This window comes from Cupriavidus sp. 01L46 (assembly GCF_056399905.1).
Window position 1 is genome coordinate 1 of record NZ_JBFTSF010000131.1, and the last position, 16,402, is coordinate 16,402.

10 protein-coding genes are annotated in these 16,402 nt (G+C 66.0%); 6 read left to right on the plus strand and 4 right to left on the minus strand.

Features of this window, described 5'->3' with window-relative positions; genetic code table 11:
* Window positions 1-1,075, plus strand: a 1,075-nt coding sequence (locus tag AC1DS3_RS22160) for an MFS transporter (RefSeq protein ID WP_477127958.1), incomplete at its 5' end; no start/stop codon positions are given.
* Between the two features lie 34 nt (window positions 1,076-1,109).
* Here the strand turns inward: AC1DS3_RS22160 and AC1DS3_RS22165 are convergent.
* The gene (locus AC1DS3_RS22165; protein ID WP_477127959.1) at window positions 1,110-3,224 is read right to left on the minus strand and encodes a M3 family metallopeptidase; all 2,115 of its coding nucleotides are present in this window, start codon (window positions 3,222-3,224) and stop codon (window positions 1,110-1,112) included.
* Between the two features lie 129 nt (window positions 3,225-3,353).
* The gene (gene folD, locus AC1DS3_RS22170) at window positions 3,354-4,205 is read right to left on the minus strand and encodes a bifunctional methylenetetrahydrofolate dehydrogenase/methenyltetrahydrofolate cyclohydrolase FolD (protein ID WP_174422725.1); all 852 of its coding nucleotides are present in this window, start codon (window positions 4,203-4,205) and stop codon (window positions 3,354-3,356) included.
* 98 nt (window positions 4,206-4,303) lie between these two features.
* On the opposite strand from folD, the gene AC1DS3_RS22175 reads away from it, so the two are divergent.
* Window positions 4,304-4,996 (plus strand): hypothetical protein, encoded by a 693-nt coding sequence (locus tag AC1DS3_RS22175; protein ID WP_441630602.1) that lies wholly within the window; start codon window positions 4,304-4,306, stop codon window positions 4,994-4,996.
* 68 nt (window positions 4,997-5,064) lie between these two features.
* Here the strand turns inward: AC1DS3_RS22175 and AC1DS3_RS22180 are convergent, their stop codons facing one another.
* Together AC1DS3_RS22180 and AC1DS3_RS22185 are read right to left on the minus strand one after the other, a co-directional pair.
* On the minus strand, window positions 5,065-5,697 hold the full coding sequence (locus AC1DS3_RS22180; protein ID WP_477127960.1) for a response regulator transcription factor: 633 nt from the start codon (window positions 5,695-5,697) through the stop codon (window positions 5,065-5,067).
* A 145-nt stretch (window positions 5,698-5,842) separates the two neighbouring features.
* Window positions 5,843-8,431 (minus strand): PAS domain S-box protein, encoded by a 2,589-nt coding sequence (locus AC1DS3_RS22185; RefSeq protein WP_441630604.1) that lies wholly within the window; start codon window positions 8,429-8,431, stop codon window positions 5,843-5,845.
* Between the two features lie 430 nt (window positions 8,432-8,861).
* Here AC1DS3_RS22185 and aceE point away from each other — a divergent pair, with 430 nt between their 5' ends.
* From aceE to lpdA, 4 genes are all read left to right on the plus strand, one after another.
* Window positions 8,862-11,549 carry a pyruvate dehydrogenase (acetyl-transferring), homodimeric type gene (gene aceE, locus AC1DS3_RS22190; protein WP_441630606.1) on the plus strand — a complete coding sequence of 896 codons (2,688 nt, stop codon included), beginning with the start codon at window positions 8,862-8,864 and terminating at the stop codon, window positions 11,547-11,549.
* A gap of 165 nt (window positions 11,550-11,714) precedes the next feature.
* Entirely contained in the window at window positions 11,715-13,406 is a 1,692-nt protein-coding gene (aceF, locus tag AC1DS3_RS22195; protein WP_477127961.1) for a dihydrolipoyllysine-residue acetyltransferase, read from the plus strand.
* Window positions 13,407-13,487: 81 nt separating this feature from the next.
* The gene (locus AC1DS3_RS22200) at window positions 13,488-14,105 is read left to right on the plus strand and encodes an Ntn hydrolase family protein (protein WP_441630610.1); all 618 of its coding nucleotides are present in this window, start codon (window positions 13,488-13,490) and stop codon (window positions 14,103-14,105) included.
* Between the two features lie 14 nt (window positions 14,106-14,119).
* Window positions 14,120-15,913: a dihydrolipoyl dehydrogenase gene (gene lpdA / locus AC1DS3_RS22205; RefSeq protein WP_441630612.1), complete on the plus strand. Its 1,794-nt coding sequence runs from the start codon at window positions 14,120-14,122 to the stop codon at window positions 15,911-15,913.
* Window positions 15,914-16,402: the final 489 nt, after the last annotated feature.

The window sequence follows — 16,402 nt, forward strand, 5'->3', positions numbered from 1 at the left end:
CTCGTTCACCGCGCTGATTTACTACGTGGTGGGCGTATTCTCCGGTTCCCTGGCTGACCGTATTTCCACCCGCCGGGTCATTGCGATGGGCATTGTCTCGCTGGCGCTGGGATTTGCCATCGCCAGCGTCGTCACGGATTCGCTGGCGGGGTTCCTGGTTGCCTTCTGTTCGCTGGTGGGCCTGGGTGTGGGCCTGGTCTACGTGCCGGCGGTGACGGCGGTGCAGCGCTGGTTCGTCAGGCATCGCAGCCGGGCGTCGGGCCTTGCGCTGGCGGGCACCGGGCTTGGCACGTTCATCGGACCGGTGGTGGCGGGCCAGCTGATGGAGCATATGAGCTGGCAGGCGACAATGCGTTGCTTCGCGCTGGCCATCGCCGTGGTCGGGCTGGCAATGGCAATGCTGCTAAAGGGGCGCCCGGAAGAGGCCGGCCTGTATCCCGATGGCGCGCCTGCGGCGCCTGGCGCAGCCCATTCGCCCCCGCCATCCGGGCTCAGCCTGGCGCAGGCCGTGCGCGGCGGGCGATTCTGGTGGTACTTCGGCGCCATCCTGCTGGGCTCGGTCGGCCTGTTCGCCGCGCTGGTCCATATCCATCCGTACGCGCGGCAGCATGGCTTGTCTCCTACGGCTGGGAATCTGCTGATCGGGCTGGTGGGTGCCGGCAATATCCTGGGCCGCCTGCTGCTGGGCGGGCTAGGTGACAGGCTGGGGCCGGGGCGGCTGCTCATGTGCCTGACGCTGATGCTCGCGCTGCTCAACGGCGTGTGGCTTGGGGCCACGAGCTTTCCGGCGCTGGCGCTGTTTGCTGTCCTGTTCGGCGCGGCCAACGGCGGTTGCATTTCCCTGTACCCGGCGCTCGCTGCGACCTGGTTCGGCACAGCAAACCTCGGGGCGATCCTTGGGGGGCTGTATATCGCGGTGGGCATTGCCGCGATGGCGGGCGGCAGCCTCGCCGGCTGGCTCTTCGATGCCTACGGCAGCTACTCGGTGGCGATTGCGGTGAGCAGCGGCTGCGCGTTGCTGTCGACCGCCTGCATTGCACTTGCGAGCCGCCATGAAAAAAGCGGCTCAGACTGAGCCGCTTTACCTGGTCTATTGACGGTGTGCTGCCTTACGCCACCGCCATGCCGCCGTGCCGCAGCAGTGCGTCGATCTGCGGCGCGCGGCCGCGGAAAGCGGTGAACGATTCCATGGCCGGGCGGCTGCCGCCCACCGACAGGATTTCCCTGCGGTAGCGCGCGCCGGTCTCGGCGTCGAGCACGGTGCCGGAGAGCTTCGCGGCTTCCTCGAAGGCCGCGTAGACGTCGGCGGACAGCACTTCGGCCCACTTGTAGCTGTAGTAGCCCGCCGCATAGCCGCCGGCAAAGATATGGCTGAAGGTGTTCGGCCAGCGCGACAGCGGGTGCTGCGGCACCACATGGGCGCGATCGTTGATCTCCCTGGACAGCGCCAGCACGGACTTCTCGCCAGCGGGGTCGAAGCTGGTGTGCAGGTGCATGTCGAACGACGAGAACACGATCTGGCGCAGCGTCATCATGCCGTTCTGGAAGTTCTTCGCGGCCAGCATGCGTTCGAACAGCTCGCGCGGCAGCGGCTCGCCGGTGTCGACGTGCGCGGTCATGTCGGCCAGCACCTCGTACTCCCAGCAGAAGTTCTCCATGAATTGCGAAGGCAGCTCAACGGCATCCCATTCCACGCCATTGATGCCGGACACGCCCAGCTCGCCCACCTGGGTGAGCATATGGTGCAGGCCGTGGCCGAACTCGTGGAACAGCGTGATCACTTCGTCGTGGGTGAAGACCGCGGGCTTGCCGCCCACCGGCGCGGTGAAGTTGCAGGTCAGGTAGGCCACCGGGGTTTGCACGCGGCCGCTGTCCAGCAGCTTGCGGCCGCGGGCGTCATCCATCCACGCGCCGCCGCGCTTGCCTTCGCGCGCGTAAAGGTCGATGTAGAACTGCGCCAGCAACTCGCCCTCGGGCGATACCACGCGGAAGAAGCGCGCGTCTTCGTGCCACGTCTGGGCCTGGTCGGCTTCGATGCGCACCGAGAACAGCTTCTCCACCACGCTGAACAAGCCCTTGAGCACCTGCGGCTCCGGGAAGTATTGCTTTACCTCCTGCTCGGAGAAGGCGTAGCGCTGCTCGCGCAGCTTTTCCGAGGCGTAGGCGACGTCCCAGGGCGAGAGGTCGCTCAGGCCCAGCTCGCTTGCGGCGAATGCCTTAAGCTCGGCCCAGTCCTTCTCGGCGTACGGACGCGCCTTGGTGGCCAGTTCGTCCAGGAAGCGCAGCACTTCGGCCGGGGATTCCGCCATCTTGGGCACCAGCGAGACCTCGCCGAAGGAGRCGTAGCCGAGCAGTTGCGCTTCTTCGCGGCGCAGCGCGAGCTGCTCGCGCATATTGGCCGTGTTGTCCCACTCGGCCTTGCCCTGGCCGTACTGTTCGGCCAGTTCCGAGGCGCGGGTGACGCTGGCCTCGTACATGGTCTGGCGCAGCGCGCGGTCGTCCGCGTATTGCAGCACCGGGAAGTAGGAGGGGAAGTGCAGCGTGAATTTCCAGCCCGGCTTGCCGTCCTTTTCAGCGGCATGGCGCGCGGCTTCCAGCGCATCTTCCGGGATGCCGCTCAGGCGGCTTTCGTCCTCGATCAGCAGCGCGTAGGCATTGGTGGCATCGAGCACGTGGTCGGAGAAGGCCTTGGACAACTGGGCCTGCTGCTCCTGGATCGCGGCAAAGCGGGGCTTCTTGTCTTCGGGCAGTTCAGCGCCGCCCAGGCGGAAACCGCGCAACTCGTTTTCCATCAGTTGGCGGCGAGCCGTGCTCATGGTGGCGAATTCGGGGCTCGCGGCGATTGCCTTGTACTTGTCATAGAGCGCCAGGCTCTGGCCCAGCGACGACCAGAACTCGGTCATGCGCGGCAGGTTGTCGCTATGCGCCTGGCGCAAGGGCGGCGTATCCGCCACCGCGCTCAGGTGACCCACCACGCCCCAGGCGCGTCCCAGCGGCTCGGTTGCGGCTTCCAGCGCTTCCACGGCATTGGCCCAGGTGGCTTCGGTGGCCGGGTCTTCGGCACGGTCGACGGCGGCTTGCGCGGTCGCCAGCAGCACGTCCAGCGCCGGGCCGATGTGCTCGGGGCGGATCTCGGAGAAACGCGGCAGGTCGGTGAAATCCAGCAGCGGATTGTCGCCGTTTGCGTGATTTGCAGCGTTGGCTTGGTTGGCGGCTTGGTCCATGACGTCTCTCTTGGCAGGGCCTGTAAGGGCAATGCCCCGCACATTGGGGCGGGGCAGCGGGATTTCCAGTGCCAGGCAGCACCCGGCGCGCAAGGCGCCGGCGCCGTCCGCGGCAGGCCGATACGACGTTTAGCCGGCTGCGCGCTCGGCGGCTTCCAGCGTATTGATCAGCAGCATCGTAATGGTCATCGGGCCAACGCCGCCCGGCACAGGGGTGATGTAGCCGGCCACTTCCTTGACGCCGTTGAAGTCGACATCGCCGCACAGCTTGCCATTGTCGTCGCGGTTCATGCCCACGTCGATCACGGCCGCGCCGGGCTTGACCATGTCAGCGGTGATGATGTTGCGCCGGCCCACGGCGGCCACGATCACGTCCGCGTCGCGCGTATGGGCGCCCAGGTCACGCGTCTTGCTGTTGCAGATGGTGACGGTGGCGCCGGCCTGCAACAGCAGCATCGCCATCGGCTTGCCGACGATATTGGAGGCGCCGACCACCACCGCGCGCGCGCCGCGCAGCGGGAAATCGACCGATTCCAGCATCTTCATGCAGCCATAAGGCGTGCACGGGCGGAACAGCGGGGCGCCAGTCATCAGGGCACCGGCATTGGCCACGTGGAAGCCGTCCACGTCTTTTTCCGGGGCGATCGCTTCGAGCACTTTGTGGCTGTCGATATGCTTGGGCAGCGGCAACTGTACCAGGATGCCGTGGATATGCGGGTCGCGGTTCAGGGCGTCGATGCGGGCCAGCAGGTCGGCCTCGGACAGGTCGGCGGGGTAGCGGTCGAGCGAGGAATGAAAGCCATTGTCGTCGCAGGCCTTGACCTTGTTGCGCACATAGACCTGGCTAGCCGGGTCTTCGCCCACCAGGACCACGGCCAGGCCGGGCCGGTGGCCGCGTTCGGTCAGGCGGGCGGCGCGCTGGGCGGCTTCGGTGCGGAGTTGCTTGGCAAGGGCGTTGCCGTCGATGAGTTGGGCTGGCATGGGGATGGGCGCTGGAGAGCTGGAGGTGGTCAAAGCGGAATTATAAAGGTTGACGCAACCCGGGGCGCAGGAGAGTAGGGCGCTGGTAGCATGGCTGCATGGATGCCCTTAACCCTTTCGCCATGGCCGCCGCGGCCGAACCAGCCGTCCTCGTCGTGCTCAGCCTGGCCGCCATGGGCTGGGCGCTGAGCCGCCGGCCTTGGCAGCTGCTGCGGCGCGACGATTTGCAGCACGGCTGGCTGGGCGCGCTGATGCTGCTGGCGCTGCTATGGACGGCTCGCGCGACGCTGCCGGGCGGGCTGGCGATCCAGCTGTTCGGCGCCACCCTGATGGTGACCCTGTTCGGGCTGCCGCTGGCCCTGCTGTCGCTGTTCGTGGCGGATCTGGTGTCGTTCCTGGGGCTGGGCTACCTGGCTGGTGACACCTGGGCCCGGCTGGACTGGGCGGCGCTGTGGCCGCGCTATGTCTGGATGGGGTTGTTGCCGGCCTTGTTGTCGGCCGCGCTGCAGGGGGGCATGCGCCGGCTGCTGCCGCGCCATCCCTTTGTGTTCATCCTCGGCCATGGCTACTTTACCGCCGGACTGGCCGCCCTGGGCGCGGGGGCGGTGCGCGCGGTCTGGCGTAGCTACAGCGTGGGCGACGGCGTGTTGTCGCTGCCCGATACGCTGACCGCCGTGCTGATCCTGGCGTTTGGCGAGGCCTTTCTCACGGGCATGCTGGTGGCAGTGTTCGTGGTCTACAAGCCGCAATGGGTCGTGACCTTTCGCGACGAGGAGTACCTCGGGCGTTGAAGTGGCAGCCCCCGCGAGTTCGGCGGGGGCGGGGCTCAGGCGCTGGCTCCGCTGTTTCAGCTGTTGTTTCAGCTGCTTTTGGACAGGGCCAGGCGAAGCAGGTCGGCCACGGTATTGACGTTGAGCTTTTCCATGATGTTGGCGCGGTGCGCCTCCACGGTCTTGATGGAAATGCCCAGGTCGTCGGCRATCTGCTTGTTCAGSCGGCCGGCCACGATGCGCTCGAGCACCTGCTGCTCGCGCGTGGTGAGCTTGCCCAGCAGGTCCTTGGCGGCGCGCTGCTCGCGGGCGGCGGAATGGTCGGTGCGGGCCTTTTGCAGCATGCGCTCCACCAGCGATCGCAGCTCGGACTCATCGAACGGCTTCTCGATAAAGTCGATTGCGCCCTTCTTCATGGTGGAGACTGCCATCGGCACGTCGCCGTGGCCGGTGATGAAGACGATCGGGATATTGATGTTTTCCGCGATCATGCGTTCCTGCAGCTCGGGCCCGCTCATGCCCGGCATCCGCACATCCAGGATCAGGCAGGAGACCTGGCCCGAGTCGTAGGCGGAAAGGAACTGTTCGGCGCTGGTAAAGCTGCGAACCTGGTAGCMATTGCCCTCCAGCAGCCAGGTCAGCGAGTCGCGCATGGCTTCATCGTCGTCGACGATGAAGACAGTCTCGCCGCGGTGGGAGGTGGGGTTTGGCGTTACGGTCATGAAGTCTCCTGGGACATCAAAGTCATTTGCCGCCAAGTGTAACCGGGCCGGGCGGCAAGCAACAGGGGCGGCCCTGGCGCGCCTGATCCTGTCTTGGCAATGCCGGGCGGCCCGCCCGGCGCCTTATTGGCGGATTATTGGCGGCTTATTGGTCGATCAGCGCCGGCTGCAGCGGCAGCATGATCTTGAACGTGCAGCCGATGCCGTCGGCGTTGTTCTCCACCCACAGCCGCCCCTGGTGGGACTCGATGATGGAGCGGCAGATATTCAGGCCCATGCCCATGCCGTCGGACTTGGTGCTGAAGAACGGCTCGAACAGGCGTTCCTTCGTGGCCTCGTCGACGCCAGGGCCCTGGTCGATCACGTCGATGCGCATGTTCGGGCCGATCTCGCCCGGCTCGATGCGCGCGTGCAGGCGCACCACGCCGGTGGCGCGCAGCGCAGGCAGCCCGGCCATGGCCTCGACGGCGTTCTTGAGCAGGTTGACCAGCACTTGCTCGATCAGCACCGGATCGACGAACAGCACCACCGGCGGCGCCGGCAGCCGGGTCAGGATGGTGACGCGGCGGCGGGTGGCCTCCAGGTCGGCCAGCCCGACCGCGTCGGCCACGATGTCGTGTAGGGCGGCTTCGCGGCGCTGGGGCTGGCTGCGCTTCACGAAGCCCCGGATGCGGCTGATGATGGTGCCGGCGCGCACGGCCTGCGCCGAGGTCTTTTCCAGGATCGGGATCAGGTCCTCGGCGGTGCTGCGCCCGGAGCGCAGCCGGGCCACCGCGCCCATGCAGTAGTTGTTGATCGCCGCCAGCGGCTGGTTCAGCTCGTGGGCGAGCGACGATGCCATCTCGCCCATGGTGGTCAGGCGGCTGGTGAACTGCAGCCGTTCCTCATGCTGGCGCGCCATTTCCTCGGCAGCCTTGCGCACCGTGATATCGGTGGCGATCTGCATCTGCGCCAGATGGCCGTCGACCCACTGAATGTAGCGGCGGCGCACTTCGAACCATTTCTGCATGTCGGGCACGAAGACCTCCCGCGCGTCCGAAGAGTAGGGCATCAGCTCCGAAGCCGGCAGGCCGGCGTAGGCGTCGACGAAGTCGGTGGCGTCGCTGGAGACCTGCTCCTTGTCGACCTCGCCGCCGGCCAGCTTCAGGTGGCCCTCGGCTTCCCAGCCGAACAGCTGACGGTAATAGCGGTTGGCGAACAGCAGCTCGGGCTTGTCGGTGGCCAGCACGGACACCGCGGCGTCCAGGCTTTCCAGCACCGTGGTGAAGCGGTCGTGGGCGGCGGCGAGCTCCTCGCGGGCGCGCTTGGGCTCGGTGATATCGGTCATCGAGGCCATCCAGCCGGTGTGCCTGCCGCGGCTGTCCACCAGCGGCGAGACATACATGCGGGCGTAGAAGCTGCTGCCGTCGCGCCGCATGGCGCGCATCTCATAGCCGCTGGCCGGGGACTTGCCCTGCAGCGTCAGGTCGATCTGCTTTTGCATCTCCTGATGGTCGTTGGGCGGCCAATAGGGGAAGGGCGGCACGCGGCCGACCAGGTCGCTGTCCTGCCAGCCGGTCATGCGGCAGAAGGCGGGGTTGACGTAGGTGATGCGGCCGTTCAGGTCGAGTGCGCGCAACCCGATCAGCATCGAGTTTTCCATCGCGCGCCGAAACGACGTCTCGGCCAGCAGGGCGCGCTGCGCCTCGGAGCGCCGGCTGGTGTGGCGCCACATGCTCCACAGGCTCCACAACAGGAAGCACGACAGCCCCACCACCAGCCACAGCAACATGTTGTTGGGCAGGTTGGAAGCGGGCGGGTAGGCGTCGGCGCGCAGCGACAGCGAGTGCCCCGGCGGGTCCAGCAGCACCTCGTAGGACAGCGCGTTGCCCGGCACCGGCCGCAGCGAAGTGCTGGCGCGGATCTGGTTGTTCTTGTCGATCAGCGAGAAGCGGTAGCGCTCGGTCAGCTCCGGCGGCAGCAGGTGGGTCAGGATGCCGTTGACGGAGTAAAGCGCGCCGAGGGTGCCGAGGAACTCGTTGTCCCGCACGATCGGCACTTCCATCAGCATGAAGCTGTCGCCGCGGTCGTTGACCAGCGGGCGCGAGTACACCACGCGCTGGGTTTCGCGTGCGGCGTCGAAGGTATCGAGCACCTCGGGCTCCAGCGGCTGGTCCTGGGTTTCGCGCAGCCGGCTGGCGAATTCGGAGGTGGACGGCAGCGACCAGCGCCCGCGCCGGGTCGCGTCCAGCCAGTTGACGAAGACGATTTCCGGGTTCTCGCGCAGGATTTCCTGCGCGGCGGTGCGGTAGGCGCCCTGGTCCAGCTGGGCGGCGGCGATGTCGCGCGCCAGCGAGGCTAGCTGGTCCTGGTTGCTCAGCAGGGACAGGCGCACGCGCTGCTGGGCCCAGGCCGCGTCGCGATAAAGCGCGTCGCGTTGCTGCTGGCGCTCGGTTTCATGGAGCGACCACAGGATCACGCCCATCGCCACCGTGAACAGCACGATCGCTATCAGCGGGATGAACATGAACCAGCTGGTCGCCACCAGGTTGCGCCAGCGCAGCCACCACAATCCGCGCGGCGGCCCGTTGACGGCGGCGGGCTCGTCCACGTGGCCAAGCGTATCGAGGGGCGTCAGCGGGTTGGGCGGGGCGACCAGCGTAGGGTCGCTGCCGCTCGCCTTGGCGGAGCCGGAAGCGGAGGGAGGGACGACTGCGGCGCGGAGGTGGGAAAAGAAATCTTTGAGGGACGGCATGGTGGGATTGACGACTGACCGACCAGTGTAGCGGGATTGCGGCGTCCCGTCGCTTGGGGTAAGCGCCAATGCGGCACTGCGGCATTCCTGCCGAAGGCGCGGCGGGTCGGCGGCGTTTGGTGGCAAGGGCTGGCGCAGTTTTGTGGTGCGCTGCCGCAATATTTCATATTGTAAGAAACCATATCGCAATTTGAAAATTGGGCTTGTCTTGCCCAATGTGCTTCCATAGAATCGGTCCGACCGAAAAGTGCGGACGGCGGTGCTGCGTCCGGTCCTGCCAGCCTCGCTGGCAAGCCCGGGCGAAGCACTAGCGAAGGACCGCGCGAAGACACTCGCGGCCCGCGCGCCGTACCGTAGTCACACCGTCAGGCCGGGGCTCCCACCACAAGAATCAGGGGGCACCGAGGCAGGAATTCACCAGGAGACAGTCATGTCAGCTGTACCAGAGCAGATCCTCGGCGCAAGCAGCGCCAACGACGCCGATCCCCAGGAAACCCACGAGTGGCTTGATGCCCTGCAGGGCGTGATCGCCGCCGAAGGCACCGACAGGGCCGCCTTCCTGATCGAAAAGCAGATCGAATACGCACGCGTGAACGGCGTCACCCAGCCGTTCCACGCTGAAACGCAGTACATCAACACCATCCCGGTGGAGCAGCAGGCCCGCATTCCCGGCGACCAGGACATCGAGCACCGCATCCGCTCGTACACCCGCTGGAACGCCATGGCGATGGTGCTGCGCGCCAACAAGCACACCAACGTTGGCGGCCATATTTCCTCGTTTGCCTCGGCGGCCACGCTGTATGACGTCGGCTACAACCACTTCTGGCACGCCCCGTCCGAAAAACACGGCGGCGACCTGGTGTTCGTGCAGGGCCACTCGGCACCGGGCGTGTATTCGCGCGCCTTCCTGCTCGGCCGCCTGAGCACGGAACAGCTCGACAGCTTCCGCCAGGAAGTCGACGGCAAGGGCATCTCGTCCTACCCGCACCCGTGGCTGATGCCGGACTTCTGGCAATTCCCGACGGTGTCGATGGGCCTGGGCCCGATCATGGCCATCTACCAGGCCCGCTTCATGAAGTACCTGCACAGCCGCGGCCTGGTGCAGACCGAAGGCCGCAAGGTCTGGGCGTTCCTGGGCGACGGCGAGACCGACGAGCCGGAATCGCTGGGCGCGATCGGCATGGCCGGGCGCGAGAAGCTGGACAACCTGGTGTTCGTGATCAACTGCAACCTGCAGCGCCTGGATGGTCCGGTGCGCGGCAATGGCAAGATCATCCAGGAACTCGAATCCGAGTTCCGCGGCGCCGGCTGGAACGTGATCAAGGTGGTGTGGGGCAGCCGCTGGGACCAGCTGCTGGCACGCGACCACAAGGGCCTGCTGATGAAGCGCATGATGGATTGCGTGGACGGCGAGTACCAGACCTTCAAGGCCAAGGACGGCGCCTACGTGCGCGAGTTCTTCTTCAATACCCCTGAGCTCAAGGCGATGGTGGCCGACTGGTCCGACGAGGACATCTGGCGCCTGAACCGTGGCGGCCACGACCCGCACAAGATCTACGCCGCCTACAGCGCCGCCAACGAACACAAGGGCCAGCCCACGCTGATCCTGGCCAAGACCATCAAGGGCTATGGCATGGGCGATGCCGGCCAGGCCATGAACATCAGCCACCAGCAAAAGAAGATGCCGGTGGACGCGATCCGCCGCTTCCGCGACCAGTTCAACATCCCGGTCGCCGATGACAAGATCGAGGAAGTGCCGTACATCACCTTCGAGGAAGGCTCGAAGGAACTGGAATACATGCGCGCCCGCCGCATGGACCTGGGCGGCTACCTGCCTGCCCGCCGCCAGAAGGCAGAAGCCCTGAAGGTGCCTGAGCTGTCCGCCTTCGACGCGCTGCTCAAGGCCACCAGCGAAGGCCGTGAAGTGTCCACCACCATGGCCTTCGTACGGATCCTGAACACGCTGCTCAAGGACAAGCAGATCGGCAAGCACGTGGTGCCCATCGTGCCTGACGAGTCGCGCACCTTCGGCATGGAAGGCTTGTTCCGCCAGATCGGCATCTGGAACCAGCAAGGCCAGAAGTACGTGCCGGAAGACCACGACCAGCTGATGTTCTACAAGGAATCGCAGACTGGCCAGGTGCTGCAGGAAGGCATTAACGAAGCCGGCGCCATGTGCGACTGGATCGCTGCCGCCACGTCGTACTCGACGCACGGCATCCAGATGATCCCGTTCTACATCTACTACTCGATGTTTGGCATCCAGCGTATCGGCGACCTGTGCTGGGCGGCCGCCGACATGCGCTCGCGCGGCTTCCTGCTGGGCGGTACCTCGGGCCGCACCACGCTCAACGGCGAAGGCCTGCAGCACGAAGACGGCCACTCGCACGTGTTCCACGCCGCGATCCCGAACTGCATCTCGTATGACCCGACCTTCCAGTACGAGCTGGCGGTGGTCATGCAGGACGGCCTGCGCCGCATGTACGCCGAGCAGGAAGACGTGTACTACTACCTGACGGTGATGAACGAGAACTACGAACATCCGGAAATGCCGGCTGGCGTGGAGGGCGACATCGTCAAGGGCATGTACCAGTTCAAGAAGGGCGTGGAAAACAGCAACGCGCCGCGCGTGCAGCTGCTGGGTTCGGGCACGATCTTCCGCGAAGTGATCGCCGCCGCCGACCTGCTCAAGAAGGACTGGGGCGTCGAATCCGACCTGTGGGGCTGCCCGAGCTTTACCGAGCTGGCCCGCGAAGGCCACGACGTGGAGCGCTGGAACCTGCTGCACCCGAGCGAGCCGCAACGCGAGTCGCACGTGACCAAGAGCCTCAAGTCGGTGCGCGGCCCGGTGATCGCCTCGACCGACTACGTGCGCGCCTTCGCCGACCAGATCCGTCCCTTCGTGCCGCGCCGTTTCGTGGTGCTGGGCACCGACGGTTTCGGCCGCTCGGACACCCGCGAGAAGCTGCGTCATTTCTTCGAGGTGGACCGTCACTGGGTGACGCTGGCTGCACTGAAGGCGCTGGCTGACGAAGGTGCCATCGGTCGCGACAAGGTGGCCGAAGCCATCAAGAAGTACAACCTCGACCCCAACAAGCCGAACCCGATGTCGGTCTAAGCAGGCCGGCTGCACGAACCCCCGCAGGAGCGGCAATGCCGCGTGCGCGGGCGCCGGGCTGATGCCCGGCGCCTTGCGGCGCGGCGGCGTGACAGATCACGGCGGTGAGGGTAACCTCACACGCTCGTGTTTGTCGTGCGCGCCGGCCTGCCCAGGAGACACTGAATGAGTCAAGCGATTGAAATCAAGGTGCCGGATATCGGCGATTACGACGCCGTTCCCGTCATCGAAGTGCACGTGAAACCGGGCGACACCATCAACGCGGAAGACGCGCTGGTGACGCTGGAATCGGACAAGGCCACGATGGACGTGCCCTCGCCCCAGGGTGGCACCGTCAAGGAAGTCAGGATCAAGATTGGCGACAACGTCGCCGAAGGCACCGTGCTGGTGATGCTGGAGCCCGCTGGTGCGGCTGCCACCGCGCCCGCCCCGGCCGCAGCCGCACCGGCTCCCGCAGCCGCCGCGCCGGCGCCGGCTCCCGCCCCGACGCCGGCTCCGGCCCCGGCTGCCGCCAGCGCTCCCGCGTCGGCTGCTGCCGGCGGCCCGGTCGAGGTCAAGGTGCCGGACATCGGCGACTACGACTCGGTCCCCGTGATCGAAGTCCACGTCAAGCCGGGCGACACCATCAACGCCGAAGACGCGCTGGTGACGCTGGAATCGGACAAGGCCACCATGGACGTGCCGTCGCCGGCCGCCGGCGTGGTCAAGGAAGTCCGGATCAAGGTCGGTGACAACGTCGCCGAAGGCACGCTGATCCTGATTCTCGAAGGCGCCGCCGGTGCTCCGGCCAGCGCGCCTGCCGCTGCTGCCCCGGCTGCTGTTGCTGCTGCTGCGGCTCCCGCTCCCGCAGCYAGCGCACCGGCCCCGGTCCCGGTCCCCTCTGCCGCGCCTGCCGCGCCTGCCGCGGCTGCTCCGGTAGCCGGCGTGACCGGCACCGCAGCCCATGCCAGCCCCTCCGTGCGCAAGTTCGCGCGCGAGCTGGGCGTGGATGTGTCGCGCGTGCCGGGCACCGGCCCCAAGGGACGGATCACCCAGGACGACGTGCAGGCCTACGTCAAGGGCGTGATGAGCGGTCATGCCGCAGCCCCGGCAAAGGCGGCCGCTGCCCCCGCTGGTGGCGGCGAGCTGAACCTGCTGCCGTGGCCGAAGGTGGATTTCACCCGTTTCGGCGAGGTCGAAAGCAAGCCGCTGTCGCGCATCAAGAAGCTCTCGGGCGCGAACCTGCATCGCAACTGGGTGATGATTCCCCACGTCACCAATCACGACGAGGCCGACATCACCGAGCTGGAAGCCTTCCGCGTGCAGCTCAACAAGGAATACGAGAAGCAAGGCGTCAAGGTCACCATGCTGGCCTTCATGATCAAGGCCGCCGTCGCCGCGCTGAAGAAGTTCCCGAATTTCAACGCTTCGCTCGATGGCGAGAACCTGGTGCTGAAGCAGTATTTCAACATCGGTTTCGCCGCTGACACGCCGAACGGGCTGGTTGTGCCGGTGATCAAGAACGCCGACAAGAAGGGCGTGATCGAGATCGGCCAGGAAATGAACGAACTGGCCAAGCTGGCGCGCGACGGCAAGCTCAAGCCGGACCAGATGCAAGGTGGCTGCTTCTCGATCTCCTCGCTGGGCGGCATCGGTGGCACGTATTTCACGCCGATCATCAACGCGCCGGAAGTGGCCATCATGGGCGTGTGCAAGTCGTACCAGAAGCCGGTGTGGGATGGTAAGCAGTTCGTGCCACGCCTGACGCTGCCGCTGTCGCTGTCGTGGGATCACCGCGTCATCGACGGTGYGGAAGCGGCTCGCTTCAACACCTATTTCGGCCAGTTGCTGGCCGATTTCCGCCGCATCCTGCTGTAAGACGGGTAGGGCGCGSCCGGCCTCGCGGCCATGCGCGCCTTTGCCTGCAACGTCTGCAACCTGCAAACAGGAAGCGAGCCCATGACTACCTGCGTTGTCGTCAAGAAGGCCGGCGAAGTGGCGATTGCCGCCGACGCGCTGGTGACGTTTGGCGACACCCGGCTCACGCGTGCCTACGAGCGCAACCAGAAGGTGTTCCCGGTGGGTGACAGCTTCGTGGCGCTCGCCGGTACCACCGCGCATTTCCCGGTCATGCGCAGCCTGTTGGCCGGGCTGGGAGAGGAATGCCGGCTGGGTTCGCGCGATGACGTCTTCCGGACCTTCCTCAAGGTGCATGAAAAACTCAAGAACGAGTATTTCATCAACACCAAGGAGGACGAGGACGATCCTTACGAGTCCTCGCAGATCGTCTGCCTGATTGCCAATCCGGCCGGGATCTTCGGCGTGTATTCGTACCGCGAAGTCTTCTCGTTCGATCGCTTCTGGGGCATTGGCTCGGGGCGCAACTACGCGTTGGGCGCCATGCATGCGGTCTACGACCAGCCGGGCCTGACCGCCCGCGAGATTGCGCGGATCGGGGTGGATGCAGGGGTGGAGTTCGACAAGAGTTCGGCAGGCCCGGTCGAGGTGCAGGTGGTGCAACTGGCTGACATGGCCGGCGACGGAGCAACCAATAACGATGGCGCGCCCCGCAACTGAAGCGGAGTGCGTTCTTGAGGAGCAAAAACATGAGTGTGATCGAAGTCCAGGTGCCGGATATCGGCGATTTCGACGCGGTGGAAGTCATCGAGGTACTGGTCAAGGCCGGCGATACGGTCGAGCAGGAGCAGTCGCTGATCGTGCTCGAGTCCGACAAGGCCAGCATGGATGTGCCGTCGTCCGCCGCCGGCAAGGTGGTGGAGGTGCGTGTCAAGGTGGGTGACAAGGTCGCCAAGGGCGCCGTCATCTGCACGCTGGAGAGCGAAGCCGCGGCCAAGCCGGCGGCCGCGCCGGTCCCTGCGCCCGCACCTGCGCAGGTATCCGCGCCGGCTCCGGCTGCGGCTCCCGCGGCCGCCACGCATGCGGGCAGCGCGGACATTACCTGCGACATGCTGGTGCTCGGCGCTGGCCCTGGTGGCTACTCGGCCGCCTTCCGCAGCGCCGATCTCGGCATGAACACCGTGCTGGTCGAACGCTACAGCACGCTCGGCGGCGTCTGCCTGAACGTGGGCTGCATCCCCTCCAAGGCGCTGCTGCACAACGCCGCTGTGATCGACGAAGCCAAGGCCCTGGCGGCCCACGGCATCCTGTTCGGCGAGGCCAAGATCGACCTCGACGGGCTGCGCCACTACAAGGAAACCGTGGTCGGCAAGCTGACCGGCGGCCTGGCCGGCATGGCCAAGGCCCGCAAGGTACAGGTCGTGCGTGGTATTGGCACCTTCCTCGACCCGCATCACCTCGAGGTGCAGGAAACCGAAGGCGGCGCCAAGGCGACGACGGGCAAGAAGACGGTKATCCGCTTCGAAAAAGCCGTCATCGCCGCCGGCAGCCAGGCGGTCAAGCTGCCGTTCATCCCCGAGGACCCGCGCATCGTCGATTCCACCGGCGCGCTGGAACTGCCGGAAGTGCCCAACAAGATGCTGGTCATCGGCGGCGGCATCATCGGGCTGGAAATGGCCACGGTGTACAGCACGCTGGGCGCCAACATCGACGTGGTGGAAATGCTCGATGGCCTGATGCAAGGCGCCGACCGCGACCTGGTCAAGGTCTGGGACAAGATGAACAAGAAGCGCTTCGACAAGGTCATGCTCAAGACCAAGACGGTCGGCGTGGAAGCGAAGCCGGACGGCATCTACGTCAAGTTCGAAGGCGAGCAGGCGCCGGCCGAGCCGCAACGCTACGACCTGGTGCTGGTGTCGGTGGGCCGCGTGCCCAACGGCAAGCGCATTGGCGCGGAGAAGGCGGGCGTGGCGGTCACGGATCGCGGCTTTATCGACGTCGACAAGCAGATGCGCACCAATGTGCCGCACATCTTCGCTATCGGCGACATCGTCGGCCAGCCCATGCTGGCCCACAAGGCGGTGCACGAAGCGCACGTGGCAGCGGAGGCCGCGCACGGCGAGAAGGCCTACTTTGATGTCAAGCAGATCCCGTCGGTGGCCTACACCGATCCGGAAGTGGCCTGGGCCGGCGTGACCGAAGACCAGTGCAAGGCGCAGGGGATCAAGTACAGCAAGAGCGTGTTCCCGTGGGCGGCTTCCGGCCGTGCTATCGCCAATGGCCGCGACGAAGGCTTTACCAAGCTGATCTTCGACGAGGAAACCCACCGGATCATCGGCGGCGGCATCGTGGGCATGCATGCCGGCGACCTGATCAGCGAAGTCTGCCTGGCAGTCGAGATGGGTGCCGATGCGGTGGATATCGGCAAGACCATCCACCCGCACCCGACGCTGGGCGAATCCATCGGCATGGCAGCCGAGATCTACGAAGGCGTCTGTACGGATGTGCCGCCGCCGCGCAAGCGTTAAGCGCTAGACGCTAGACGCTAGACGCTAGACGCTAGACGCTAGACGCTAGCCGACGCTAGAGAGGCCCGCCGCATGGCGGGCCTTTTTACGCCTTGATTCGCAATTAACCGCCAGATTTTTTGCCGCATACGCTTGCGGCTGCGCCGATCAAAGCTTGCTTGCAGAGGGGAGGGCGTGTGTCCGAATGTCCGAGTGTCTGCTTGCCAATGTGTCGCGGGCAAAAAAATCCCGGCGCATGGCCGGGAATGAATCGATATTGGAATACATGGAAACCAGATACCGAGGAGACACCGTAGGAGGGCAGGGCGGCTTAGGTAGCCTTCCGTGCTGCCTTCGTTGGCAAAATGCGCTGGCCATGCCAGGCGCGCTTTGCCAACGAACCGGCCGAAGCCGGTCCGTTTCCTGCCATCGCGGATTAGGCGGCGGTGGTGGTCTTCTTGGTCGCGGTGCGAGCCGTGGCGCTGGCTTGCTGTGCGGCCTTGGTGGCGG